Genomic DNA, 570 nt, shown 5'->3' with positions numbered 1-570 from the left:
TTTTACCGCTTTCTGATCTTTAGGGGTAAATGCGCGTAGAGCATGTTGAACGCGATTACCAAGTTGACCTAGTACACTTTCAGGTAAATCGAGTGGATTTTGGGTAATGAAATAGATACCTACTCCTTTAGAGCGAATTAAACGTACAACTTGTTCAATTTTGTCTTGGAGTGCTTGGCTGGCATTGTCAAATAATAAGTGAGCTTCATCAAAGAAAAACACGAGTTTAGGTTTATCCATATCACCGACTTCTGGAAGCTGTTCAAATAATTCTGAAAGCATCCATAAAAGGAAAGTGGCATATAGTTTAGGTGTATTCATGAGCTTGTCAGCCGCAAGAATATTAATGTAGCCATGACCATTTGCATCAGTTTGAATAAAATCTAAAATATTTAAAGCAGGTTCACCAAAAAATTGCTCTCCACCTTGGTCGGCAAGGGCGAGTAAATTGCGTTGAATAGCGCCTAGGCTTGCTGGAGATAAATTGCCATATTCTGCTTTAAACTCGGCTGAATGTTCACTCACAAAAGTGATCATGGCTTTTAAATCTTTAAAATCTACTAATAATAG

Annotated in this window: 1 protein-coding gene; it reads right to left on the bottom strand. The window is 37.7% G+C overall.

Going from position 1 to position 570, the window contains the following annotated elements; translation table 11 throughout:
- Window positions 1-570: helicase HerA-like domain-containing protein (locus UC75_RS20905; protein ID WP_228137237.1), on the bottom strand; the 570-nt coding region annotated here is incomplete at both ends.

The organism is Acinetobacter sp. V2 (assembly GCF_001188385.1).
GTDB classification, from domain to species: domain Bacteria; phylum Pseudomonadota; class Gammaproteobacteria; order Pseudomonadales; family Moraxellaceae; genus Acinetobacter; species Acinetobacter oleivorans.
This window is presented reverse-complemented; position numbering and strand designations above follow the sequence as displayed.